This is a genomic window from Sphingomonas sp. OK281, assembly GCF_900115295.1.
GTDB lineage: Bacteria > Pseudomonadota > Alphaproteobacteria > Sphingomonadales > Sphingomonadaceae > Sphingomonas.
Genome location: NZ_FOVZ01000002.1, coordinates 1,162,041 through 1,185,815, shown reverse-complemented (window position 1 = coordinate 1,185,815; position 23,775 = coordinate 1,162,041). Strand labels below are relative to the sequence as shown.

The following is a 23,775-nucleotide window of genomic DNA, read 5'->3' as shown; positions in this document are numbered from 1 at the left end:
TTCCCTGCATCGGCGATGGGCGCCAGTCGGGGACGTCGGGGTCGCCCTCGATCCTCAACGCCTCGCCCGAGGCGGCGGCCATGGGTGGGCTTGCGCTGATCCGCACCGGCGACCGGGTTCGTATCGATCTCGCCAAGGGCAGCGCCAACGTGCTGATCTCCGACGACGAGCTTGCCGAGCGCCGCCATGCGCTGACCGAAGTAGGCGGTTATGCCTATCCGCGTTCGCAGACGCCCTGGCAGGAAATCCAGCGCGCCACCGTCGGCCAGATGGAGACCGGTGCGATCCTCGAAGGTGCCGAGAAGTACCAGCGCATCGCGCAGATGATGGGCCTACCGCGCGACAATCACTGATACTCATGGAGCATCGCTTTCTCACGGGAAGGCGATGCTACAGGCCCCCGGTGGCGAAGTACCACCGAACCATCAGACGGCACCGTCGGCAGGACGCCCTTCGATCCCGCGCTCGAACCTGGGGCTAGATGAGTCTCCGCTCGACGATACGGCACGCCGTCCTTCCGGAATACTCCGTCAAACCCATAGTCAGCCTGGCCAACGCGTACAGGTTCCTCAGCCGCCCCATGGCAGTGTTTGCGTCTTGTGATCGCCAAAACCCAAGTTGTTCACGCCCACATGGTAGCACTTGCCAATCGCTAACGAGCAATCGCGGATCGATCCGGTGCCCCGCGCCATTAATCCCGATCGGATTATCATGCAGTTGCAGGGCATCAACTGCCGGATCCGTCGCTCGAATGTTTCCATCATCTGTAATTGCGGCACCTCACGACGTCCAACGGCTGAACCGACGCTTTTGCACGGGCGACGTCTTGCGGCGCGGTGCCAATCGCGGCCGATCCGGCCCCCCAGATTAACGGTTGCGACAAATCGGCCGCGCGCCCGATCGATGGCCTGCGTCAGCGGTGCGGCCAACGGCTCCTGCCCTTCTGCCCCTTATACCGGCCAGCGCTGTTGTTTCGCCCGTTCCAAAAGTCCCGGCCCCCGACCAGCCACCGATCTTCGTCGGGGGCGCGGTCCTTCGCGAGCAGAGCGGCGTCTATTATGTATCGCACAGTCACGGTCGCTGCACGCCCCCCCCCCCAATTACTCGTTCCATTAGGCGACCGCGCCCTCCCCATTCGGTTCGTGGCGATACCGCGGCCCAAGCCTGACGAACAATGCGCGGCATCATGGCCAGGCCACCACAGTTCGTCCGCGCACGCACGCTCCTCAGAAGAAAGGCCGGTGATTGTCAAGCATCACCGGCCTTTCTTCGATAAGCGTCAATACGCCCTGCACCCGCTTTTGTGCGTCGGAGGCGTTGTCGCGACGAGTTTCGTTTTCCCGGTCCTCTTACGTGATTACCGAGACGGCGTTTGGAAAACAGCGCGGTTGAGTATGCTTACCGCTTGCCGCTATGAGATGGGCAGGCATCGCGGCAGGTTGAGCATCCCCAAGACGCCTCCCTGCCGCGGTGCCCCCAGACCATTTTTTGCATTTGTCCCTAATAGCGGGCGGACCGAAACAGGAAGTTTGCCTGGATTCGCCAGCCCGTGCGTGGACGCGCAAGGATAGCCGTTTTGTGAGGGTCGTTATGCAAAATCTTTTCGGCAACGAGTCTTTTTAAGTCAGGATTACGTACCTGATAGTCCGCAGCGCGGTTCGCTCCCACGTTGATCCGCTGCGAGGCTCGCCAAGCGAGCTACCGACGCGGTCAGCCTATCCGTTTTTCTCAGCAGTTTTCCGGATAGGCTGGCCGTTGCGGACACGAGTTTGCCCTAGCGCGTTATGTGACGCCGTCTGCGCAAACTCCAACGTAGCTGGCCGACCTGCTTCGGACTTCACACGAGCAACTGAAGCGGGCGTTACTGTTGACACACTACCGCCTCGTCGTGTTGGTTTAAAGCCCCGCGACCGTGAAGTAATCCGGCGTCTCCCTTATTGACCGCAATTGAGTTTATACATCTTTCCCAAGCCCGTTTTGCCATCCAACGAGCTGAGACGATTTTTTCGAACTGATCCAATTTCAATTCTACTCCCTGTTGAGGTGATCCGTTACGGATAATGTTCAAGAAGCGGATCGTACTGTCGGGGGCGAGGTTGCAAGCTAGCCGTAATCGATAACAAGCTTACCCCATTGCCCGAGCGAACCGGGCAGAAAATACTCCTGCATCTCGCGTCGTTTATGCTAGAAGCGCACATGCTTAATAGACGAAAGAAACGACTTGCCGATCGCGGAGATCGTGCAGTGCAAAGCGTTACCGAAATCGAAACCGCGATCACGAACCTCGCGAACGAGGATTTGCTCGATCTGGCGGACATCTTCAAAGCCCAGCCCCGTACACCGATTGGCGATATGGCGTGTGCCGAAATGGCTCGGCGTAACATCAGTCTCTGAAGGCGGTGTCGCGACGGTTGGTAACCTCATCTGATGACGCCGAGACTTTTCTATTATTGACGGATATCCCGCGGGATCTCGCCGCGCCTTGCCCTATTTGGCATGGTCATTCTGTGCTCATGGAGTGAAACTCGTTCTATTCGGATTCACCACGCCCCCATCACCATGCAGCTAAAAAGGACCGGATTGTCCAGCTCGACTTAATCACGACCGACGCAGGCAGCAGCAGGGGCTTTGAGCGATCTTTTCCAGATAGCTGTGGCACGGCAAACCCATACCATCCGTCACGATCTACGGGTGTCCTCAGGTGGGTTTTCACACAGCCTGTCTGGTTTTTGCCTCACGAATGGGTTCTGGTGCTGAGTGCGAGAGGAGTTCGCGGCGCTGGCGAGAGCATTGCGGACGGACGTGGCACCTTTTCGGATATGTCCCGACGCTCGATTACATATGCCGGTTCTCCATTGCTTTGTGAATTGGAAAGACTTTTGCGCTACGTGGCCGCTTGCGCGCAGCGTTCGACAATAGACACGACGATCCTGCGCCGTATGAAACGTTGGGCGCCGATCGTGGCGACTAGACCGGGCTTTTTTCCAAGGACGAGATCATTTCACCTTCTTCCGGATATGATGGGGATACCGTCCGGCTGGACTGGCACTGGCCGATACTCGCGGTAGCGCTTGCCGCAACGGCGATTGCGCTCGGCTGGGTCGGATATGCCGCGTCCGATGATGCAGCCTATTATTTGGCAGCCCAGCACTGGATCGCCTCGCCACCCTATCCAGGGTATGATCACTGGGCGACGCGGTTTCCGCTGGTGATCACACTGGCTGCGACCCTACGATTGCTGGGCGAGAATGAAACCGCACTGACGGTCGTCGCCTTGCTCTGGTACGTGGTATTCCTGCTGGCCGTGTTCGCCTTAGCGCAACGGATTGGCGGCAGGAGGGTCGGGTGGATCGCGACAATTCTGCTGTCGACGATGCCGGTCGTCGTGACAAACGCGACTACGGCGTCCTGCGATCTGGTCGAAGCGACGTTCCTGGTCCTTGGCATCGTGTTGGCGGGCGACGCGGCAACGCGCGATACCAGACCTGGTCGCCGTGCGGTGGCAGCCGGGCTTGCGTTCGGCGTTGCCATCCTGTGTCGCGAGACCACCACGCTGGCGCTCATGGGCTTCGTGCCGCTGTTCATGCTCGGCAGGCCGATTTCGCGCCGCGCCCTATGCTTGATGGCAGTCGCGTGCTTCGCGCTATTGGCCGGGGAAGCGGTGTTCCAATGGGCGATGACGGGCAACCCGCTCAACCGGTGGGACGTCGCGTTCCATCATGACGCCCACATCGATCGTGCTGCGAATGCCGAGGGCAATTTTCTCCTGCACCCCGTCATCGACCCGCTCCTCGTACTGCTAGTGAACAACGATTTCGGGCTGATCTTCTGGATCTTCCTCATTGCAGCGTGGCTTCGTGTCGATCGGCTGCTGGACGTCGTCGCGCGACGCCGAACGATCATCCTGGCCGCGCTAGCGCTTGCAACGTTCATCCTGACCGGTGTGCTCTACACGAAGCTTGTTCTCAATCCCCGCTACTTCATGCTGCCCGCGATTGCTGCAGCGATCATGGTCTCGGTCTGGCTCGGCTCCGTGACCGTCCGCACTCGAACGGTGGTACTGGCCGTCGCCGTCGCGGTGAACTTCCTGATGCTGTCGGTCGAGAACACGCATCCGCGCTGGGCGGCGGAAGCGCTTGTGAGCGCTGCGCGGGCGCAACCCGATACGCCGATCGTCACGGACGCGCAGACCTATCATCGCGCATTGATGCCGCTGCAATGGCACCATTTAAGCCGGATCGAGCGCGGTCCATCCAAACCGGGCCAGCTGCTCTTGCTACCGAACGAACAGGGGCCGGTGGGCGCAACCGTCGTGGCGCGCTATCCCTCGCCGAGCACACCTCTAGGCGCGATCCTTAAAGCAGTGAGGCTTGACGAGTTCATACCCCCTTCGATCCGCCGACGCCTGGTTTCGCCCAACCCGACCGCCGTGCTCGTTCGAACCTAGTCAACCGCGTGGAGCGACGCGCAAATCGCGCGTCGGCGTCCCGGAAATGGGCCGCTGAAAACAGATGACCGCTGGGACATTGGCGGTGGGATGCCCGGCAACCACAGCAGTGCAATCGAGAGTCGAGGAGCGCGCGATCGCCCGGAACCTATCGCCGGAGGTTGGTGCCGGTGCGGCCGCCTTAGCTGTTCCAAGACAACTTCTAATCGATAAGGCCGCCCCGGCAAGCTATCGACGACCCGCCGCCAGAAGCAGCAGGATCCTGTTCGCTCATGCTGGCGACGTGGCCCCGCTGAGGCCTTCATACACAGGCGAACTCAGAGTATGCAGCTGGCGGGACGGCCAAAAACCAGAATGACACGTTTGCGTTGACGGCCAAGCCCGCAAACAGCCCAACCCCGCAGACCAAGCCATATTCCCGGCATGATACCGCACAAGGCCCAGATCACGGTAATCCCGGCAATGGCGCGCGCGAACGCCAAGACAGAGGCCGGGTGAAGATCATTATGACGATATGTAACCAGAGTTGGCGCGAGTCTTAATTTGGTTCATTATTAGCTGATCTCGCCAATATCCTAGATAGTATATTCTCGATTATTGCGAACGGCGCAGCTCCCGGAGGGCCAAAGTGGCCTTGCGGGACGTGACGATCCTTCCCTAAGGCGTGACGGATCCAGAGAAGGGACCTTATGCGCGTTCTCGTTACCGGTGCGGCCGGGTTCATCGGCTTCCACGTAAGCCGCCACCTCCTTGCGCGCGGCAACACGGTGCTCGGTATCGATAGCCTTAACGACTATTATGACATCGCACTCAAGCAGGCGCGGCTGGCCGAACTTGGCAAACTCGGTGGCAGGTTTGCGTTCAAGCAGGTCGATTTCTCGAATCACGTTGCGCTCGAGGCGGCGCTCGACGGCGAGGATTTTGACCGTATCGTTCATCTCGGGGCGCAGGCTGGCGTCCGGTATTCGATCGAGAACCCACGGGCCTATCTCCAGGCCAATCTCGCCGGGCACCTCAACATGATCGAGATCGGGCGGAATCGAAGGGTCGAACACCTGGTCTACGCATCATCTTCGTCGGTCTATGGCGGCAACGACGCGCTGCCGTTCCGCGTCGAGGATCGGGTCGATCACCCCCTGTCGCTCTACGCCGCTACCAAGAAAGCGGACGAGTTGATGAGCGAAACCTATGCACACCTGTACCGCATACCGCAGACCGGCCTGCGGTTCTTCACCGTCTATGGTCCTTGGGGGCGGCCCGATATGGCGATGTGGTTGTTCACCAAGGCAATCTTCGACGGCCAGCCGATCAAGGTGTTCGGTGAAGGGCGGATGCGCCGCGACTTCACCTACATCGATGACATCGTCGCCGGCGTCGTCGCCTGTCTCGACAATCCTCCGGCCGACGACGGCGTAGTCAAAGCGGGCGGCAGCATTAGTCCGCACCGGATCTACAATATCGGCAACAACCGCTCGGAGGATCTCGGTGAGATGATTGCGCTTATTGAACAGGCGTGCGGACGCCCCGCCGAGCGCCGGATGCTGCCGATGCAGCCCGGCGACGTGCGCGACACCTTTGCCGATATCGGTGCGATCCAGCGCGATCTTGGGTATGAACCGCGCACAAGCATCGTCGACGGAGTGCCGCTTTTCGTGAACTGGTATCGCGAATATCACGGGCTCGCGACACGCTCTTGGTGATAATGCGCCAGAGATCCCAATCGCTATTGGCCGATGGTTTCCGGGGCGATCCGCGCCGCGAGATACGTTGTCTACGGTCAGCAGCCGTTTGTCCCGTCGAGATGGATCGCCCGTGATCGCCGGGATCGGCAAGAGCCCCCCGGACCAGCTAGCTCACGTGCGCAGACGAAGGAGTATGTCAGTTCCGCCTCCGGTCGTCGCCGATACGTACAATCCTACACGGCGCATCGCAGCCGGGGCAGTACACCACGCAAAGCTGTTCTAATCATTCCAAAGTTGGTCTAGTGCGACTGCGGCAGCCGACCGGGTCGTATTCCGGCGGCCAACAGATTTAAAGGTGGGATCGGTTGAGTATCGAACGCTCGCAAGGGACGCCTGGCACGGCGCCGTCCCTGGTACGCAAGGCTTGGCGACCCCGTGCGACAACGCTTCGGATGCGTATGGTACTAGGCCTGCTGGCGCTCGATATCGCCTGCATCGTCCTCAGCTTCGCGCTTGCCGCCCTCGTCCGCGATAGCTTTCTTGGCACATCGAACTGGACTTTTGTTCTCGCCGTCATCTTGCCGACCTATGTGATCGCGGCGGCCAATGTACATGCCTATACCGCAGCCAGCAGTCAGGACCCGTTTCGTGCAATCGCCAAGGGCCTGCACGCGTTCCTATTCGCGCTCAGTGTCGCGATCTTCGCCGCATTCGCCTTGAAAACCACAGATACCTTTCCGCGGTTGGTCGTATCGTTGGGGGCCGTTCTTGCGATCATGACGCTTTCAATGGGGCGCTATCTCTTTACACGACACCTCGAGAAGATCATCGGTGGATCACCCTTTAGCGTAGTGCTACTGCGCGACGGCGATGCCCCCATACCCGATGCCAGCTTTTCCGTCATTATGCCGGTGGATGGAAGGTTCGATCCGGAAAGCCACGACCCAGTCATGTACGATCGGCTGGCAACATCGCTTGCGCATGCGGACCGGGTTATCGTGGCATGCACCGCAGATCGCCGCATCGCCTGGGCTCACGCCCTGAAAGGCGCCAATATCCAGGGCGAGATATTCATCCCCGAGTTCGACACGCTCGCGCCGCTTGGCATTGCGAGCTATGGCGACATACCGACGCTGATCATTGCCAACGGTCCACTGGGATTGGTTGACCGTTCGGTCAAACGTGCCTTCGATATCGTCTTGGCCAGCGCCGCGCTTTTTATCCTGCTACCGCTGTTCATCATTATCGCCCTTCTGATCAAACGCGATTCGGTGGGCCCAATATTTTTCACGCAGACCCGGATCGGTCGGAGCAACCAGATGTTCCGAATGAAGAAGTTCCGTAGTATGTATGTGGACAGCAGCGATGGTGCAGGTCATCGCTCGACGGGCCGCGAGGACGACCGCGTTACGCGCATTGGTCGCTTCATCCGGAAGACCAGCATCGACGAATTGCCCCAGATACTAAACGTCTTGGCGGGCGATATGAGCATTGTCGGTCCGCGACCGCATGCGCTGGGCTCACGGGCAGCAGACAAGCTTTTTTGGGAAGTTGATCAACGATATTGGCACCGGCATGCCGCCAAGCCCGGTCTGACAGGCTTGGCACAGGTGCGTGGATACCGTGGTGCCACGTTGGTCGAGGCCGACTTGGAAAACCGGCTACAGGCCGATCTCGAATATCTCGAAAACTGGTCGATCTGGCGGGATCTCAAGATTACCGTGCTGACCTTCCGGGTGCTGCTTCACCGCAATGCTTTTTAGCAGCGTCCTTGGGGCCGGCGTTCAACTCCATACCTACTCGTTAGGATACCGCGTCGATGAGCAGCCCGAACGCGGTTTTGGCTGGCGTCGCGGGGGAGTAAATGCAGTTTCACACGACGTCCGGACAATGCGATCTCGGTCGATGGCTGAAGAGCGGTTTTCCGATGCGAACAGGCCGCCCTCCAAACCTCGAAGCAAATCGGTAGCCGACAAAACGACTATGGTTTAGCCTCCGATCAGAGCGACCATCTCCAAGTGAACAATTCAAGAAGAACTATGCCATGAGTACCGCGCCGTCTCCGCACAATTCGCAAAGATTGAAATGGCTGGATACTGCGCGTGGGATAGGCATCATACTCGTCGTCGCAGGTCACGTCGAACGGGGTCTGGTTGCCGGCAATATCGCTACAAGCAGCGCGTGGAGCATTCTCGATGTCGGACTGTATACGTTCCACATGCCGCTATTTATGGTCCTTGCTGGACTCAACGTTAAGCAATCTCTGAGCAAGGGCAAACCTCGCTTTATACGATCGAAAAGTAGATCAGTCGTCCTGCCATATATCATATGGTCCGTGATCCAGGGCTCTCTTCTGGTCGCGCTTTCGGGATCAACGAACAGTTCAACTAGCTGGAACGATGTATTAAGCATCGGCTGGAAGCCAATTGCTCCTTTCTGGTTTCTCTATGCTCTCTTTATTTATTTTTGCGTCGCTTCCTTATCAGTTAACAGGGTTTTACTGACCGCCTTGGCAATTTTTGGCATAGTGCTAGCCGACAGCTTCGAGCCTGGAAGCTTCGCAAATTTGCTATGCCATCATTTTTTGTTTTTTGTCATCGGAGTCACGGCAGGCGACTGGATAAAAAACTGGAACCCAAATCGTCCGGCCATGATGCTGCTGGCTGGCATCATCGGGTATTTTGTAGGCTGGCAGGTCCTTGCTGCGGGCAAGACGGCGTATACGTCTGTATCGGCCATACCGTGTGCAATCATGGGAAGCATCGTTGTTCTTACTTTGGCCCGTATGGTGAACAGATCGGCATCCTACCTCGAATGGATTGGGCAGCGGTCAATGCCAATCTACGTCATGCACATCATCGCCGCGTCGGGTAGCCGTATGATTCTTCAAAAACTCGGGATCACGACAGATGCGTCAATTTTCTTTATCGTCGGCGTCTGCAGCGGCGTAGGCTTTCCCCTTCTTGCCTTCGCAGTGATGAACCGATGGGGCATATCGCCTCTGTTTGGGCTGGGCGATCGTCCTAGACTGTCGGGCCCACTGCCCGACAGTCCGGTGGCATCGCGGTGACTAGTGCTTCATTATGGCGCCGTGAGAAAAATTCGAACGGGCCGAACGGGTACAATCTGAGACCAAATCGGGCGACTAGCTACGTTCGTGGGGTGACGATTGTTCGGATGCGTTTACAAGGACCCGTACGGTCTCGGCGAACTCGCTTGCGGAGCCATCCCAGTTGATCCAGCTGAATGCACGTGCAGCAGTCTGATAGCCTTCGGGGTTATCGATAAACCCCCTGATGGCCCCGGCGAACTCGTTAATATCGTCGGGTGGGAAATAGCATCCCGCCTCACCGGCGACCTCTCGAAAGATCGGAATGTCGGACGCGAGAACCGGTACGCCAAAGGCCAGCGATTCCACGATCGGTAAACCAAAGCCTTCCGCCTTCGACGCCATGATCGTCGCGTCCGCCCGTGCCATGGCGTCGCGCAGCTCGTTATCCCCAACGTCATGGCACAGGAACAGCGATTTGCCGAATTGCACATGTCGCCGCGTTTCGTGGATGAACGCGTCGACGTCCCAACCAACCCTGCCCACCATGAGAAGATTTGCGGCGACGCCGTCCTCCCATAAGCTGCTGAATGCTGCCAATGCGGCTGCATGGCGTTTGCGGGGCTCGATTGAGCCGACCATAATGAAAGTCGGACCACCGTGCCAAGCATCCTCGGGTATCGTCGTGGAAGCAGGATTCCCACGCGCGACGTGAAGATCTTGCCCAAGATAGAAACTGCTTACCGGAACCCCCGACCTGAGCACCGCGGGCTGCGCACGGATCAGGTCGGCACCGCTCTTTGAGATCGCAATCAATCCATCGACCCTGCCGGCCATCTTCTCAAAGGTTCTTTTGAATAGATAGGCGATTGGTCGCGGCACCATCTCTGGGTGGAGAATGGGGATAAGATCATAGACGATCGCGATCGTCGTGGCACCGGTACGCCGGGCCTTGGCGATCGCGCCCAGCGAGGGACTGCCACCTGCAAAATCGTCGATCAGCGCAACGATATCATCGGACGTAACGTCAATTGGCTCGAGGTTTGCCGTCAATGCCGCCATCCGCCGCCGCATGCTCAACCGCTGCATCGTCGCATAGACGCGCATGTTGGACTGCAGTACTTCCTTGGCGCGACGGGCCAATCGGGAATGCGCGACGATGGCCCCGCCGGTCGCAGCCGGTGGGTCGAGCAGTCGCGTCAGCCCGGCGGCGTCGAGGCGGTGATAGCCCCTGCTACTCGTGACCACCGGGATCACTTCGACTCCAAGCGCGGCGCCGATCAGGTCGCTCCGGCGGACGAGCTCACGGACGACGCGTTGAATGCCAGTCGAGAAACGGCATTCGAACGTCTTCGTCGCGTCTAGGAGCATTCTCTTTGGCACGCATTACTCCAGATTCTAGTTGCGTCGGCTTAGTCGTATCGGCGACCTGGTTAGTCACGACAGACCCTGACATTGGCCTCAGGGTGTGCCGGCGCGCTTCTCGACGCGGTAGCTCATGTCACTGCCAACTCGTAAACTAACACGACCTTCGGACGCACGGCCTAGGTTGTATAGTTCGTTCTGACTAAGGATACGGTTCTTGCCCGAACGCCCCGCAGCGGCCGTCGCAGGCGTATCGTTGAGTGAACGGACCGCGACACCGACCGCGTCGCTAGCAGATTCCTCGATCGCACCATTCTCGCGGGCCTCACCCGGCGCTGGCGTGGCCGTCTGGGCGAAGCCGGAGCGCGCTACGGCTCCTGAAAGGATCAGCACCGAAATCGTCAACGCAGACACTACACTTTTGCGCATCGCTATCCCCAATGAAGAATCCTGCCGTAAGGTTAACGCGGCTCACGAAACCCGTCTTTACGCCGTCTTGCAGCCGCTACGCTACCCAAACGTCGCCAGCAACGCACGATGCGTCGGGCAACGCTGGATTTCTGTCGATCACGCCAGTACAGGTCACGGCTATTGAATCCCATCGATCATACGGCCGGCACATGCCGACCAGATCTGCGTATGGCCTGGTATACTTGGCCCGAAGGAGACTATGTGAGCAAGACCGCGATTGTTACCGGCATCAGTGGCCAAGACGGAGCCTACCTTGCCGAAAACCTGCTCAACCGAGGTTATACCGTTTACGGCACATACCGGCGAACCAGTTCGGTGAATTTTTGGCGCATCGACGAAATTGGCGTCACGAATCACCCGCGCCTGAAGCTCGTCGAGTACGATTTGACTGACATGGGATCGGCAATCCGTCTTCTCGAAACTTCTCAGGCCACAGAAGTCTACAATTTGGCGGCCCAGAGCTTCGTTGGGGTATCGTTCGACCAACCGATCGCCACCGGCCAGATCACCGGTCTGGGGGCTGCGTATCTGCTTGAAGCAATCCGTACCGTGAACCGTGACATCCGTTTCTACCAGGCGTCGACGTCGGAGATGTTTGGCAAGGTTCAGGCCATTCCGCAGGTAGAGGACACTCCCTTCTATCCTCGCAGCCCATACGGCGTTGCCAAACTTTACGCACATTGGCTTACCGTCAACTACCGCGAAAGCTTCGGCATCTTCGGATGCAGCGGCATTCTGTTTAATCACGAGTCGCCGCTGCGTGGGCGTGAGTTCGTGACACGCAAGATCACGGACACGGTCGCAAAGATTGCCCTCGGCAAGGCCGATCTGCTGGAACTTGGCAACCTCGATGCCAAGCGGGACTGGGGTTATGCCAAGGATTATGTCGAAGGCATGCGCCTGATGCTGCAGCACGACGTTCCCGAAACCTTTGTGCTGGCGACAAATCGTACTGAGACGGTCCGTACGTTCGTTGAGATGGCATTCCGTCAAGTCGAAATCGATATCGACTGGTCCGGCAAGGATGAGACCGAGACCGGTGTCGATCGCAAGACCGGCAAACTGTTGGTCCGGATCAACCCGCAATTTTATCGTCCCGCCGAAGTCGAGCTGTTGATCGGTGACCCGGCAAAGGCACAGCGCGAACTTGGCTGGACGCCACAGGTCCAGCTCGAGGAACTGACCGCTTTGATGGTCGAGGCCGACATGCGCCGCAACAAGGCGGGTTGGTCCTTCTAATGCGGATCGCGTTGACCGGCGCAAACGGGTTTACCGGACGCTTCGTGATCGAGGCGCTCTCGGCCCGAGGGATCGAGTGCGTCCCTCTGTCGGTTGACCTTGCCGACAAGGACGCGGTGGAGGCGACGGTTGCCGATACCGCGTTCGACCGATTGATCCACCTTGCCGCCCGAGCGTTCGTGAACGCGTCCGACTGGGAGGCGTTTTATACCGTCAACCAGCTTGGTACGTTTCACCTCCTTGATGCGGTCGCTCGGGTTAGGCCCGACACGCGCTGCATCATTTCCAGCAGCGCCCAGGTTTATGGCCCCGGTGCTCAAGGACTGGTCGTTGAGGATGCGCCTACGCGTCCCGCTAACCACTACGCCATTAGCAAACTCGCGATGGAGGAGGGCGCGGCACTGTGGCGCAACCGGCTTGAGATCGTCTGCACGCGTCCGTTCAACTATACCGGCGTCGGTCAGGGGATCGAATATCTGGTCCCCAAGATCGTCGATCACTTCCGCCGTGGTGCCGACACAATCGAGCTGGGCAACCTGTTTGTGAAACGTGATTTCGGCGATGTACGTTCGGTCGCCGAAGCCTATGCCGGCTTGGCACTAGCCGATGCGCCACCTGCGCTCATCAATATCTGTACAGGCACGGTGCGCTCGATCGACGACATTCTCGCCACGCTAAACCAGATTAGCGGTCACCGGATCGACGTGAAGGTCAATCCGGCTTTCGTACGTGCCAACGACGTACCGGTGCTGGGCGGCGACGTTGCCCGCCTGCGTACCGCCCTGCCCGACTGGCACCCGCGCGATCTCTCTGATACGCTGGATTGGATGTATCGGGACGCTAGTGAATAAGCGGCTGTAACTAGGACCTCGCTTAAAAAGCTCACGCGCCCTCGAAACGGCACTGCTATTTGCGTTCCAACGGTCCGCTCTGCGCCTTGATCGGGTTTGCTTCCGCGAGTCCAGCGTCGTCGGGGGTCGCTTCGCCACCCGGTCGGGCGGAGACGATATCAGCGTATCCGCCACAGTATTTCGGTTGGCGTGAGCCACCGGACACCAGTGCACCGCAATAATCCTTGGGGCGCATGACCACGTTGCGCAGGACAAGCATATGCCCGTTGCGCAGGGCTACCGTCAGAAGGCCGTCTGGGCCGACCATGACAAAGGCTGTCGACAACGTCCGGCGTCCCAGCGCTTCTGCGGGCGAGTCTGCATGCACTGCCGCTACGGGAACAGCACCGGCATTTTCTGCGGCGGACACGGATTCTGGAATTGGACCTTGGGCAGCATGTGCCCCCTCACTGATGTCCTGGGCGGTCGAACTCGGCGCCGCGGACCCCTGGCGCTCCGGTTTTAACTCGCTTGGATCCGAGATAATGATCCTTGGTATCGGACGCGAGTTACGCATGGATACATCCTGAGGTGAAGGCGTGCATGCAACAAGCGCCGTGAAGCATGACAATAAGATGCGGAGCATCGCGTTCTCCGTCGGCGTGACCGCATTTCGCAATACGGCAACCCCGGTCGCGTGTCACGTGTGGAGGGCAAAGAGTGGTACAGATTGTGACCGGATCCCGCACTGTTCAGCGGCATCTGTACCAACGGTATTTCGCCTGCTCTGAGCGATTTGCGCTGCGTTTCAGTCACTTCCATCGCATTTGAACGAGGTAGCGCTTGACCCGCATCGACGCGCTGTGAAACTATGAAGCTAACATTAACGAATCATGACACGTCCGTCGATGTGACGGTGATAGAATATGACATAACGATGCAGTTAACTGCAATAAAAATATAGTCTGGCAAACAGGGGAATCGTCGATGAACATTTCTAAGCTCGGCAATACTAATCCTGACCCCAATCACGTTGGCGGTTCCCCCGAGGCGTATTCCAATCGCCTTCCTGGTGACGAGGTCGTTATCGGCTCCTACGATCCGCTAGCAGTTACCACTCCTATTTCTGACGGAGAAATGGGTGTCGGCACATGGGATCCTCTCGCTGACATCGGTCATGAGACGATCATGGAGGGGTGTAACTGCGCCGGTTGCCAAGGCCTGCGCGAGGCACAGGGTGGCGTCGACGGCTCCAATCCAAAAAACATCGATCCGACCGGGGCCAATCCGGAAGGCAACAACATCGGCGAGTTGCTGCCGCTGGGCACCAACCCAGACGGAAGCCATTTCTTCACAGGCAACCGTAATATCGATGCCACGCTGATCGGCTCAAAATGGGGTACCCTGAACCTTACCTATAGTTTTCCTACATCGGGATCAAACTACAACGGCAGCGGTTATGACACCAATGGCGTCAGCCTTTATCATATCGATCTAGGCACGCAGCAGCAGGCAGCAGCGCAAGCATCCTTTGCACAGCTTTCGGCCGTGACCGGACTTACGTTCACCCAAATCACCGATACAGACACAGTTCACGCAAACATCCGCATCTCGCAGAGCGCGGACAACGATGTGACGTCGGCTTATGGCAACTTCCCATCCGACACGCGCGGCCTGTCGGGCGACATCTGGTTCGGCCGCACCAGCCAGCCTTATTATGACCTCGCGGTTAAGGGCACATGGGGATACGCCACCATGATGCACGAGATTGGCCACACCATGGGGCTCAAGCACGGGCATCAGGATTACACGAACAGCGATCTGTCCTTCTATTTTGGGGGCACGCCGCGTTATGGTACCCAGTCACTGACCCCGGACCGCGACGGACAGGCCTGGTCATTAATGACGTATACGCCCGCGCCGTTCACCAACAGCAACTTTGCCGGTGAAAAGATCAACCAACCACAGACTTACATGCAGTACGATCTGGCTGCTCTGCAGTACCTGTACGGCGCCAACTACACGACCAATGCCGGCGACAGCATGTACACCTTTAGCCAGACGACCGGTGAGATGTTCATCAACGGTGTTGGCCAGGGCGCACCGTCGGGTAACAAGATCTTCCTTACCGTCTGGGATGGCGGTGGCAACGACACGATCGACGCCAGCAACTACTCCAACGGGATCACCGTTGATCTGCGCCCGGGCGAGTTCTCGACGTTTGACCAGTCGCAGCTGGCCAACAGCCTGGCCTATCAGGGCCTCACATCGCTCGCGCCCGGCAACATCGCCATGTCGCTGCTCTACAACAACGATACGCGTTCGCTCATCGAGAACGTCAAGGGTGGCGCGGGCAACGATGTCCTCGTCGGCAACGTCGCTAACAACATCCTCGACGGCGGCGCCGGCAGCGACGCGGTGATTTTCACTAACACCATCGGCGTGACCGTCACGCTGAACGATACCGGGGCGGACGTCATCGTCGGCCATGACGGCGAGACCGACACGCTGCGCAACATCGAGAACATCGGTGGTACGATCGGCAACGACATTCTAACCGGCAACAGCCAGGACAACATTCTTAGCGGTGGTGTAGGTGGCGCCGACTCGCTGTCGGGCGGCGCCGGCAACGATCGCCTGATCGGCGGCAGCTTTACGACCACAACGACCGTCACGGCACCGCCACAGGCTGACATTATCAAGGCCCAGTCGACCAACAATGGCAGCATCGCCACAGCCGTAGCGACTGCTGGCGCCTATGACGTCGACGCGAATGCCGACATCACGAATGCGGCGAGCATCCCTCACGCCACCATCAACGCAACGGCAGCCGGCGGCGCGCTGGAATATTATCAGATCGACGTGACGGTGCCGGGGTCGCAGGCGATCTTCGACATCGACGGAGCCGGCACGCTCGACGACAGCTTCATCGAACTGGTCAACAGTGCTGGTACCGTGCTGGCTAGCAACGATACGGGTTCGGGTGACGCATCCTATCCCGGGCACGACGACGCCTATCTGACCTATACTTTCGCGACGGCAGGAACCTATTTCATCCGTGTCGGGCTGTGGAATGGTGCGACCACCGCCCAGCCGCTCATCGCTGGGCAGACCTATCAGCTGAACGTCTCGCTCCAAAACGCGGCGGTCGTGACGACCACGGTCACCGCCAACAACACGAGCAGCCTCGTGGCGGACGGCGGTGAGGGCAATGACTTCCTGCAGGGAACGATCGCCAGCGATATCCTGAACGGCGGCAACGGCAACGACACCGCGTCCTTTGTCAACGCGTTCAGTGCGGGTTCCACGACCGGGGTCACGGTCGACCTTAACGTGCAGGGCACCGCCCAGAACACGGTCGCGGCCGGCAACGACACACTGAGCGGGATCGAGAACCTGATCGGCTCGGCGCTAAACGACATTTTGACCGGCAACGCCGACGCGAATGTCATCGAAGGCGGCCTTGGCAACGACACGCTCGTCGGCGGTGCCGGCAACGATACCGCCTCCTACGCAGGCGCAACCGCAGGCGTGACGGTCAGCCTCGCGCTGCAAGGGTCTGCACAGAATACCGGGATCACCGGCACAGACACGCTCAGCGGCTTCCAGAACCTGCTCGGCTCCGCTTTCAACGACGGTCTCAGCGGCGATGCGGCCGAGAACGTCCTTTCGGGCGGCGACGGCAACGACACGCTCAATCCCGGAGTAAACACGGGGGGCGCCGTTGACCTGCTGGATGGTGGCGCGGGATCGGATACCGCCTCGTTTGCGGGCAATACTGCCGGTGTTACCGCCACGCTTACCGGCGCGACGGACGGGACTGCAAGCGTCGGCGGATCTCAGATCGCCGCCCTACGCGGTATCGAGAACCTGCTGGGCGGTGACGGCAATGACATCCTGACCGGCGACGCCAATGCCAACATCATCGAAGGTGGCCTTGGCGACGACACTCTCAATGGTGGTGCAGGCAGCGACACCGTATCGTTTAGCGGCACGACCGGCGTGACGGTCGATCTGACTATTCTGACCGCGCAGAACACCGGCGTCGGCAACGATACGATCACCGGCTTTGAGAACGTTCGCACCGGCGCAGGTGCCGACACGGTCACCGGCGACACGAACGACAACATCTTCTTCGATGGCGGCGGCGCGGACACCTATGCTGGCGGTACCGGTAGCGACACGATCGATTATTCCATCGCCACCTCAACGGTAACGGTTAATCTCAACACGCTTACGGCGCAGAATACCGGAATTTTCGGTGGCAGTGACACGATCCGCGAGATCGAGAATTTGACGGGTGCGGTGGCATTCGCCAACAGCCTCACAGGCGGGAACACGACGGCCAACCGGCTGGTCGGTGGCACGGTCGCAGACTTCCTGGTCGGTGGCGGTCTCGGCGACACGCTGATCGGCGGCACCGGCAATGACGTAATGTTCGGTGACTATGTGGGCAATTTTAATACCGGGGCGACTGCTGCTGACGGTAGTGACGTGCTCGAGGGCGGTTCCGGCAACGACACCCTCGTCGGCGGCATGGGCAACGATATCCTGCGCGGCGGCGATGGCGACGACGTCCTGGTCGGCGGCATCGCCAACGGTTCGGCAGCGGGGCTCAGCACCGTCTTCACGAACGACGGCGGCGACGACACGTTCGACGGCGGCGACGGCACCGATACCGCCTATGCCTATTATACCGACCACACCGCCGGGATCCGTTTCGATCTTGGCAATCTGGCAGGCAACAGCGCGATCACCGTCGACGGCGTCCAGCGCGGCGAGTTCATCAGCGTCGAGCGCGTGATCTTCCGCGGCGGCCTCGGCAACGACGTCGTCCGGGGGGGCGGCACGCTCGATACGCTGGTCGGCAACGCCGGTGACGACGTGCTCGATGGCTGGTACGGGAACGACACCCTCTCCGGTGGACTGGGCAACGATACGCTGATCGGCGGCGAGGGACTGGATACTGCTACCTATGTAAACTCTACAACTGGCGTGAACGTCGATCTGCGAATTCAAGGCGCTCAGTTTACGGTTGGCGAGGGTATCGATACGCTCATCGACATCGAATACCTGACCGGATCCAGCTTCGGCGACAATCTGCGGGGCAATGACGACTTCAACCTGATCATCGACAACGCGGTCGATGCCTCCGCGACCGCCCTCAGCCAAACGGACTCCCTGTTCGGTTACGGCGGCAACGACAGCATCCTGGCAACGCGTAGTGCCGCGACTGTAGCCACCAATCTTAATCTGGACGGTGGCGACGGCAGCGACTTCATTGAACTGCGTAGCGGTACGTCGTCGACGGCGCTGGCCGCCAACGCCGCAGGACTATCCGGCACCACGTACCTGGCATTGGGCGCGACTTCCAACGACAGGAACAGCGACGTCGTGACCGTCGATGCCGGAGCTGGCGATGACCGGATCGTCCTGACAGGGGTTGCCAGCGCTACCGTCAATGCCGGGTCAGGTGCCGATATCGTCAGCATCAGCATGCGCGGTGCTTCGAGCGTAAACAACTACCAGCTTACGCTGGGATCCGGGGCTGACATCGTTCAGCTGGGCGTCGGCACCTCGGTTGCAAATTCGGCTGAGGTAGCAACGACCGTCCGAACCAACCGCGTGACCGACTTCCAAGCCGGCAATGCGGGCGACAAGTTCGAGTTGACGGATTTCCTCAATCGCGGGCTGACCGGTTACACCGCGAACAGCAACGCCTTCGCCAGCGGTCACCTGCGTCTGGTTCAGTCGGGGACCGACCTGGTGCTGCAGAGCGATCGCGACGGTGCGGGTACGGTCAACAGCTTCGTGACCATCTTCACGATTAGCAACGGCTATACGGGCGGGTTCACCGCGTTTAACTTCGACGGCGCGATTGGCAATCTCACCCTGACGGGGTTCGCGATCGATGAGACTATCACCGGCGCGACGGGCAATGATGTCCTTAGCGGGATGGATGGAAACGACGTCCTGTCCGGCCTAGCAGGTAACGACACGCTGGACGGCGGGAATGGTAACGACACGCTCGACGGTGGTGCCGGTAACGACACGCTGTTCGGCGGCACCGGGAATGATATTCTGCTGGGCGGCATCGGCAACGACACGCTTGATGGCGGCGCGGGTATCGATCGGTCGGGCTATGACAGCCTGTTCAGGACGTCCGGGATGTCAACGGTAGCCGGCGTGACCACCCTGAACGGCGACGCCGCTCTAGGTACTGATACGCTGACGAGCATTGAGCACATTACGTTCAGGGACGGCGAGTTCAGTACCGATCCCGACAGCGTGGGTGCCCAGATCATTCGCCTGTACGATACGGTTTTGGATCGTGGCCCCGACGCGGGCGGTCTCGATTTTTGGGTCGATCAGGTCGAGGATCGCGGCCTGACAGTTACTGCGGTAGCCAACGCGTTCGCGTCCAATGCCGCCTTCCAGTCTGCCACCGGTAGCTTGTCGAACGAAGCGTTTGTCGATTACATCTATCAGCAGGCGCTGGGTCGTGCAGCCGATGGCGGAGGCCGGACGTACTGGACGGCGCAGCTGGATAGTGGCCTCTCTCGTGGCGAGTTCATGCTCGGCCTTTCGGAAGGCACCGAGCATCGTGGGCTGACGGCGGAGATCATTGGACAAGGGTACTTCCAGACCGACGACACCTATCAGTCAATTGCGTTGCTGTACGATAGCGCCAGCAACCGGATGCCGGACGTCTCGGGTCTGACGTTCTGGGCTGAGCAGGTGAAAGCCGGCACCCTGACGTTGAACCAGGTTGCCGATAACTTTGTATCTTCGGCGGAATTCAGCAGTAGCACGCAAGGGCTGAGCAACGGTCAACTGGTAGATTTGATGTACCAGAACTCTCTGGACCGCGCGCCTGACGCCGGCGGGCGCGCCTTCTGGACCGATCAACTCGATCATGGACTCTCCAAGGGTGCGCTATTGTACGAGTTTTCGGCATCGGCCGAGCACGCCGCTCTGCTCGCCGCAAACATTGTCGGCGGCATCGCAGTATAACTGATATCCGCCATTGAAAGCGCACGGGGGTAGTATGGACGGCGTCCGTACTACCCCCGTGCGCTTTTCCACCTCTAGTCCCACGCTGATCGGCTGGCGTTTGTTAACCGCTGGTATTGATCCTCGAATTGGGTCAAACATCAGGCATCAAAATCTTCGCGCTGGGTCCGGTTCAACGCTCATGTCGCTATCCTGCGCAACGAAACGAGCAGCGGCTTCTTGTGCGATGCCCCAAGGCAAACACGGTATGACTTTATCAGCTGCGCCCAGGCGCCGCATCGGCCGTATCGGTCGCATCGCTTTCGCAAATGGGGTCATCGGCGGGTTGGCAATGACCGCAACGCCTGCGCTGCATGCGCAGGTAATTGCTGCGCCGCCTGGCTCGTTGGTAGTCGATCCGCAGCAAGGCGCAACGCCGCGCCCGCTTCCCGCTTCTCCGATATTGCCGGCCCAATCTTCGTCGGCACGCCCCGTAGCGGCGCCGTCATCGCCTCCGCAGCAAGGTCCATTGCTGCCGATCCCGGCGACGAGTGGTCCCGTTCGCCCGACCGGAATAGCGTCCGCGCCAATCGCGCCACGGTCACTGCCTCGCCGCACAATCGCGGGCGGACTGCCAGCGCCTGGCGGTGATCCACTCCACATCGACCCGGCAGCAGACCCCGTATTGCGCTTGGCACGCAGCGCCACTGACCCTGCAGTGTTCCACCGTGCGATCGCCGACGCCGTGCGTCACAATCCCGCATTGGATGAGGCGACGGCGCAGGTCGAGGAGGCCGACGCTGCTCGCGCCGAGGCGGGCGCTCGCAGGCTGCCGACCGTCGACCTGTCGCTCTCGAGCTTCAAGATACTGAGCCGCGCCTTCTCGAATGATCCCGGCAACGTGCTGGAGCGCTCCCGCCCGCGTAGCCGAACCGATGGGCTCCTTCGGCTCCAGCAGCCAGTGCTGGACTGGGGCTCGAGCCTTAGCCGCGTGCACGCCGGCGAGGCCCGGCTGGAGGCTGCGCGCGCAGGCGTCGAGGACACCGGCACGCAGGTCGCCTTACGCGCGATATCAGCCTGGTATCAGGTCTATGGGTATCGCGTGCTGGTGCGGCTTGCCGATGCGTTCACCGCCAATCAGACCGACCTGCGCTCGGCCCTAGAAGATCGTGTCATGCAAGGCGCGGCGGCACCCGCCGATATCGCCCAGGTCGACAGCTATATTGCGTCGGCCGATGCGCAGGCCGCCGATTTTCACCGCCAGCTGAAAAGCGCCGAAGCGCAGTATGCCGCGGTGATCGGGTCTCCCGCACTCGGCGATCTCGGTCGCGCACCGGTGCCGGCGCTAGACGGAATTGCCAAGGCGGCCCTTCCCGATGCGGTCGATCGCCTACCAACGGTACGCGCCGCACGGCTAGGGGCGGACGCGGCGCGGCTCGATGCGCGCGCGCTCAGGTCCGATCAGCTTCCGCAATTAGCGGCGGGGCTCGACGCTGGCCGGTACGGCATCGTCGAGACTGCGCGCGACTATGACATCCGCGGCAGCGTCACCTTGTCGATGCGGCTTGGGGGGGGGGCGGCAGAGCGGGGCCGTCAGGCGGCGGCGCGCGCCAACGGCGCCGACGCGCGACTGCGGCGCACGCGGATAGACGCTCAGCGCGATGCCGAGATCGCGTTGTCCGACGTTGAAGCGCTAGAAGCGACCCGGAAAGCGATTGAAAGTAACTATATTGCCAGTCGGCAGTCACGCGACGTCTTAGCCGAACGGTTCCGCGTGTCGCGCGGCACGCTGTTCGATCTGCTTGGGGCTGAGAGCAATTACTTCGGCGTCGCTGCACGCTATATCCAGACGGTGATCGAACTCGATAGCGCACGCTATGCCCTTCTCGCCCGTACCGGCCGCCTGCTGCCGGAACTCGGTATTGATCCTGTAACGCTAGACGTATTGCTGGACCCTCAATGAGCAATTCCCCCGACCTGGTAGAGCATCCAAGCCCGCGCTTTGCACTGTGGCTGACGGAGCCGATGCTCCGTAACAAGGGGACGTACATGAAGGTCGCCCTGGCTGCTGCGATGGTGAACATTTTCGGCCTCATCACTTCGCTCTTCACCATGACGGTGTACGACCGCGTGGTGCCCAACAACGCCGTCACCTCGCTGGTCGCGCTGTCGATTGGGCTGCTGGTAGTGGTGATCTTCGACTTCCTGCTACGCATCCTGCGCGCCTATTTCACCGATCTCGCGGGCGCCGATATCGATCACGATGTCGGCGGTCGCGTATTTCGGCGGTTGGTCGCGATCCGGCTCGACCAGAAGAAGGGATCGACCGGCGCACTGACAGGCATGATGCGCGAACTCGAGACGCTACGCGACTTCTTCGCGTCCGCCACTATGACCGCACTGGTCGACGTGCCGTTCATCGTCGTGACTTTGGTGTTCATCGCGATCCTCGGCGGACCGCTGGTATGGGTGCCGCTCGCCGCCATCCCGATCGTGGTGGGCGCCGGGTGGCTGACCCGCCCCGCGCTCGATCGCCTATCGGCTAAGTCGATGAGCGAAGGCCTGTCGAAGCAAAGCGTACTGGTCGAGACGGTCGGTGCGCTGGAGATGGTAAAGACGTCGGGTGCAGGACGTTTGCTTGGGCGTCGCTGGAGCAAGGCTAATATGGCGCACGGCGACAGCTCGACACGCCAACGTCTGGTCTCCACGATCGCGGTCACGGTGGCAGCCTCGGCGAACACCCTGTCCTATGCAGGCACGGTTGTCGCTGGCGTATTCCTGATCGCTGACCACCGGCTGACCACCGGCGGACTGGTAGCCTGCTCGATCCTGTCGGGCCGCGCCGTTCAGCCGCTTGCGACCATCGCTTCGCTCCTCTCGCGACTATCGGCAACACGCGCCTCCTACAAGCAGATCAACGGAATGATGGAGACCGGGTCGGAGGAGCCGGGCGCTGGCGCCCTCCGCCCGGTCCGGTTCGACGGCCGCATCGAACTGCGCGGCGTCGAGTTCCGCTATCCCGGTGCGGCTGAGAAGACGCTTGACGGTCTCAACCTGCTCATTCCAGCTGGTCAGCGTGTAGCGCTGCTCGGTAGGATCGGATCGGGCAAGTCGACCATCGCGCGCCTCATTCTCGGTTTGTACCCGCCCCAGGAAGGCTTGGTGATGATCGACGGCACCGACATCCGCCAATACGACCCTTGGGCGATGCGAGGACTGATCGGAACCGCGCTGCAGGAGCCGGTGCTGCTGTCGGGAAGCGTCCGCGAGAATATCGTGCTCGCGCGAGACGGTATCGATGATACCGAAATGCTTCGCGTCGCCGAACTGTCGGGCGCGCATAGCTTCATGGGGCAGATCGCCAACGGCTACGACCTCCAGCTCGCGGATCGTGGAGAAGGTCTGTCGGGCGGGCAGCGCCAGGCGATCTCTCTCGCCCGGGCGCTGGCGGGCAGGCCGCAGATCGTCGTGTTCGACGAGCCCACGAGTGCGATGGACCAAGCCAGCGAAGCGCAATTGATTGCGCGGTTGGTGGGCGAGCTTCAGGGCCGTACCTTCGTGCTCATCACCCATCGCCCAGCACTACTGCACCTCGTCGATCGGATCGTGATGGTAGAGAATGGCCGGGTGGTGCAGGACGGCCCGCGCGACGCGATCCTCAAGGACCTCCAGCGCCCCCGCGTCGCAGCCTGAGACCCG

15 protein-coding genes are annotated in these 23,775 nt (G+C 60.3%); 11 read left to right on the top strand and 4 right to left on the bottom strand.

Annotated elements, in window-relative coordinates:
- Positions 1 to 353 (top strand): dihydroxy-acid dehydratase domain-containing protein (locus BM244_RS11495; protein WP_175518180.1); only part of this gene is annotated, 353 nt, incomplete at its 5' end.
- A gap of 216 nt (positions 354 to 569) precedes the next feature.
- On the opposite strand, the gene BM244_RS22680 is transcribed toward BM244_RS11495, so the two are convergent.
- On the bottom strand, positions 570 to 929 hold the full coding sequence (locus tag BM244_RS22680; protein WP_139226914.1) for a hypothetical protein: 360 nt from the start codon (positions 927 to 929) through the stop codon (positions 570 to 572).
- 1,204 nt (positions 930 to 2,133) lie between these two features.
- Here BM244_RS22680 and BM244_RS11490 point away from each other — a divergent pair.
- The 5 genes from BM244_RS11490 to BM244_RS11470 all read left to right on the top strand — a co-directional run bounded on the left by BM244_RS11490 (position 2,134) and on the right by BM244_RS11470 (position 9,199).
- The gene (locus BM244_RS11490) at positions 2,134 to 2,394 is read left to right on the top strand and encodes a hypothetical protein (RefSeq protein ID WP_254784388.1); all 261 of its coding nucleotides are present in this window, start codon (positions 2,134 to 2,136) and stop codon (positions 2,392 to 2,394) included.
- 742 nt (positions 2,395 to 3,136) lie between these two features.
- Complete coding sequence (locus tag BM244_RS11485) at positions 3,137 to 4,447, top strand: ArnT family glycosyltransferase (protein WP_175518179.1); 1,311 nt, start codon at positions 3,137 to 3,139, stop codon at positions 4,445 to 4,447.
- A 689-nt stretch (positions 4,448 to 5,136) separates the two neighbouring features.
- Entirely contained in the window at positions 5,137 to 6,147 is a 1,011-nt protein-coding gene (locus BM244_RS11480; protein WP_093398973.1) for an NAD-dependent epimerase/dehydratase family protein, read from the top strand.
- Between the two features lie 434 nt (positions 6,148 to 6,581).
- Positions 6,582 to 7,892 (top strand): sugar transferase, encoded by a 1,311-nt coding sequence (locus tag BM244_RS23545; RefSeq protein ID WP_093398972.1) that lies wholly within the window; start codon positions 6,582 to 6,584, stop codon positions 7,890 to 7,892.
- A gap of 281 nt (positions 7,893 to 8,173) precedes the next feature.
- Positions 8,174 to 9,199 carry an acyltransferase family protein gene (locus tag BM244_RS11470; RefSeq protein ID WP_093398971.1) on the top strand — a complete coding sequence of 342 codons (1,026 nt, stop codon included), beginning with the start codon at positions 8,174 to 8,176 and terminating at the stop codon, positions 9,197 to 9,199.
- A 75-nt stretch (positions 9,200 to 9,274) separates the two neighbouring features.
- Here the strand turns inward: BM244_RS11470 and BM244_RS11465 are convergent, their stop codons facing one another.
- The gene (locus tag BM244_RS11465; protein ID WP_139226913.1) at positions 9,275 to 10,561 is read right to left on the bottom strand and encodes a glycosyltransferase family 4 protein; all 1,287 of its coding nucleotides are present in this window, start codon (positions 10,559 to 10,561) and stop codon (positions 9,275 to 9,277) included.
- Between the two features lie 78 nt (positions 10,562 to 10,639).
- Positions 10,640 to 10,972 (bottom strand): hypothetical protein, encoded by a 333-nt coding sequence (locus BM244_RS22670; protein WP_139226912.1) that lies wholly within the window; start codon positions 10,970 to 10,972, stop codon positions 10,640 to 10,642.
- 243 nt (positions 10,973 to 11,215) lie between these two features.
- Here BM244_RS22670 and gmd point away from each other — a divergent pair, with 243 nt between their 5' ends.
- Together gmd and BM244_RS11455 are read left to right on the top strand one after the other, a co-directional pair.
- The gene (gene gmd, locus BM244_RS11460) at positions 11,216 to 12,253 is read left to right on the top strand and encodes a GDP-mannose 4,6-dehydratase (RefSeq protein ID WP_254784387.1); all 1,038 of its coding nucleotides are present in this window, start codon (positions 11,216 to 11,218) and stop codon (positions 12,251 to 12,253) included.
- Complete coding sequence (locus BM244_RS11455; RefSeq protein WP_093398968.1) at positions 12,253 to 13,104, top strand: GDP-mannose 4,6-dehydratase; 852 nt, start codon at positions 12,253 to 12,255, stop codon at positions 13,102 to 13,104. The genes gmd and BM244_RS11455 overlap by 1 nt, the downstream gene beginning before the upstream one ends.
- Before the next feature lie 55 nt (positions 13,105 to 13,159).
- On the opposite strand, the gene BM244_RS22665 is transcribed toward BM244_RS11455, so the two are convergent.
- Positions 13,160 to 13,513, bottom strand: coding sequence for a hypothetical protein (locus tag BM244_RS22665; RefSeq protein ID WP_175518178.1), 354 nt, complete (start codon positions 13,511 to 13,513; stop codon positions 13,160 to 13,162).
- Between the two features lie 557 nt (positions 13,514 to 14,070).
- Between BM244_RS22665 and BM244_RS11445 the strand changes: the two genes are divergently transcribed.
- The 3 genes from BM244_RS11445 (at position 14,071) to BM244_RS11435 (ending at position 23,769) form a co-directional block, all read left to right on the top strand.
- On the top strand, positions 14,071 to 20,097 hold the full coding sequence (locus BM244_RS11445; RefSeq protein ID WP_093398966.1) for a DUF4214 domain-containing protein: 6,027 nt from the start codon (positions 14,071 to 14,073) through the stop codon (positions 20,095 to 20,097).
- A gap of 670 nt (positions 20,098 to 20,767) precedes the next feature.
- Entirely contained in the window at positions 20,768 to 22,039 is a 1,272-nt protein-coding gene (locus BM244_RS11440) for a TolC family protein (RefSeq protein WP_175518177.1), read from the top strand.
- Positions 22,036 to 23,769, top strand: a complete 1,734-nt coding sequence (locus BM244_RS11435) for an ATP-binding cassette domain-containing protein (RefSeq protein WP_093398964.1) — start codon at positions 22,036 to 22,038, stop codon at positions 23,767 to 23,769. Before BM244_RS11440 ends, BM244_RS11435 begins: the two co-directional genes overlap by 4 nt.
- Positions 23,770 to 23,775 lie beyond the last annotated feature (6 nt).

What these genes read in the sequence shown, in the direction of transcription:
- BM244_RS11480 (WP_093398973.1), top strand. Translation starts at nt 5,137, where the DNA reads ATGCGCGTTCTCGTTACCGGTGCGGCCGGGTTCATCGGCTTCCACGTA.
- BM244_RS23545 (WP_093398972.1), top strand. Translation starts at nt 6,582, where the DNA reads ATGCGTATGGTACTAGGCCTGCTGGCGCTCGATATCGCCTGCATCGTC.
- BM244_RS11470 (WP_093398971.1), top strand. Translation starts at nt 8,174, where the DNA reads ATGAGTACCGCGCCGTCTCCGCACAATTCGCAAAGATTGAAATGGCTG.
- BM244_RS22670 (WP_139226912.1), bottom strand. Translation starts at nt 10,972, where the DNA reads ATGCGCAAAAGTGTAGTGTCTGCGTTGACGATTTCGGTGCTGATCCTT.
- BM244_RS11455 (WP_093398968.1), top strand. Translation starts at nt 12,253, where the DNA reads ATGCGGATCGCGTTGACCGGCGCAAACGGGTTTACCGGACGCTTCGTG.
- BM244_RS11445 (WP_093398966.1), top strand. Translation starts at nt 14,071, where the DNA reads ATGAACATTTCTAAGCTCGGCAATACTAATCCTGACCCCAATCACGTT.
- BM244_RS11435 (WP_093398964.1), top strand. Translation starts at nt 22,036, where the DNA reads ATGAGCAATTCCCCCGACCTGGTAGAGCATCCAAGCCCGCGCTTTGCA.